Consider the following 2,283-nt stretch of genomic DNA (forward strand, 5'->3'; position numbering starts at 1 on the left):
TTCTGCATGGTGGCGTAGTCGTTGCGCTCTACCTGCTGATGCGTGACCTTCTTTCGCACACCAGTTTTGCCAAAGAACTTGAGTCGAAAGAGCATTTCAAAGAGTCGCGCAATGCAGCACTGCTGGTGGGCACCGCCTTGTTTGCTGTAAACCCCATGGCGGTGTACGCCGTCGGATATCTGGTGCAGCGTTCCATCGTCATGGCAACGCTCTTTACAGTGCTTGCATGCTGGTTGTTCATCAAGGGCTTGGTGAACGGGCGAATCTACTGGTACTCACTTGCGTTGCTCAGCTACCTGTGCGCTGTGCTCTCCAAAGAGCATGCTGTCATGGCCGGTGCTTTGGTGGTGCCTCTTTACATTTACGTCAAAAGACCTGGCTGGAAAACTACTGCCTTGGTCACGGGAATCAGCATGCTTTTGCTGATCGCGGTAGGTGGTATTTTATATGCGAAATATGGGGATATTGTTGGTAGGGTTTTTGATGAGCAGTCTATTTCGTATGTGCAACTGCTTGAAAATATTTCCCCGGGAATATCAAAGTACATTTATCCGCTAAGCATATTGAACGAAGCAGCGCTGTTTTTTGCGTATGGTTTTCTGTGGTTTATTCCAAATATAAACTGGATGTCCGTAGATTTGCGCCCAGCATTTCCTCTTTCCTTTATTGATCTACCACAACTACTGGGCGGCATCGGATACCTGCTTGTTTTCGTTTTTTCAATTTATTTCTTCTTTAAAAGAAAAAACTATCTTAGCTTTGTTGCGCTTTGTTTGCTGATTCCTGTTGTATTGTTTTTGACCGAATTTTCTACGGTCTGGATTCAAGATCCGTTTGTTCTATATCGCAGTTATTTGTGGGCAATTTCAATTCCTGGGCTTATTGCGATTGCTCTTGTGAATTTTGGCGCGCGGGTAATTTACATATCTGGTGTCACTTTGATCTTGGTTTATGGAGGGCTCGCGTTAGACCGTAATTTGACCTTTCGCGACGATTATTCTGTATGGAGCGATGCGGCATTAAAAATAGACACCAATGCTCCAAAAAATGCTTTGGGAAGATTCCGTCCATTTTTGAATCTTGGTGTTCATTACATGGAAAAAGGATCCTACCAAATATCATACAATAACCTGATGACCGCCAGAAAAATGGATGCACCCAAAGGAAGCGCGTTCTTCAATCTTGGTATTGTATTGATGAAACTTAAAAAACCGGAGGAGGCGCTGCTTGCATTTGATCAAGCCGAATCTGAAGGATTTGTCGCGTTGACATCGCTTAATTTTCAAAAGGCAGAATCTCTGCTTGTGCTTGGAAAAGTCGATGAGGCTCTATTGAGTTATTCGGTCGCCCTGGAGTCTTCTGATGGCTCTGGCTCTATACCTGAGGAATTTGAAAAATTTAAGAATGCCATTCACGCAAAGCGCGGGCAAATTGCAATGACTGCACGCAGATATGATTTGGCCATTGATGATTACCTTTATTTATCAAAAATAAATCAAAACTCTGCGGAAATCAAATATAAATTAGGCATGGCTTATACTGGTGCGGGGAAAACAGGCTTATCCGTCGATATATTCAACGACCTCATAAAATCTGAAGAAAATCCAATTTATTATTATGGTCGATCGATGGCGAAATTTAAGTCCGGCGACAAGGTATCTGGCTTTGTTGACCTGGATCGAGCAATAGCTCTCGCACCTCAAAATCAGAATTTCAAATTAATCCGATCCCGAATTGCGGCGGGAATGGTTGTGGAGTAGCCCGGTTCCTCGTCGTTTCGTGTGGAAGTTTCAAAGCTGGGGTAGATGGTGTAGTGAACCGCCCCGGGTTTGAGGAGGCTCTTTTCTCTGAGAGGATTGAGCTATGAGCAAGAAGTCGAACCAGTTTTCACCCGAGGTCCGCGAACGCGCTGTTCGCATGGTGCGTGAGCACCGAGGCGAGTACCCCTCGCTGTGGGCGGCCATCGAATCCATCGCCCCCAAGATTGGCTGCGTGCCCCAGACCCTCAACGAATGGGTCAAGCGAGATCAGATCGATACCGGCGTGCGCGACGGCATCAACACCTCCGAGCGTGAACAAATGAAGGCGCTGGAGCGCGAGGTCAAAGAGCTGCGCAAAGCCAACGAGATCTTGAAGCTGGCCAGCGCGTTTTTCGCCCAGGCGGAGCTCGACCGCCGTTTGAAGTCCTGAGGGGCTTCATCGATCAGCATCGACAGGCCTACGGGGTCGAGTCGATCTGCAAGGTGCTTCAGATCGCCCCGTCAGGCTATTAATTTAGGAGAA

1 protein-coding gene, 1 pseudogene and 1 other annotated feature are annotated in these 2,283 nt (G+C 47.0%); the gene and the pseudogene both read left to right on the forward strand.

The window, feature by feature from the left end; all coding sequences use genetic code 11:
• On the forward strand, nucleotides 1-1,760 hold a 1,760-nt coding region (locus ACE3T3_RS15850), incomplete at its 5' end, for a hypothetical protein (protein ID WP_374668621.1).
• A 103-nt stretch (nucleotides 1,761-1,863) separates the two neighbouring features.
• A pseudogene (locus ACE3T3_RS15855) lies at nucleotides 1,864-2,270 on the forward strand (transposase); the annotation flags it as partial.
• Nucleotides 2,145-2,261: a sequence feature (AL1L pseudoknot), on the forward strand. It overlaps the preceding pseudogene by 117 nt.
• Nucleotides 2,271-2,283 lie beyond the last annotated feature (13 nt).

This window comes from Acinetobacter sp. (assembly GCF_041919735.1).
In the GTDB taxonomy this organism is placed as follows: domain Bacteria; phylum Pseudomonadota; class Gammaproteobacteria; order Pseudomonadales; family Moraxellaceae; genus Acinetobacter.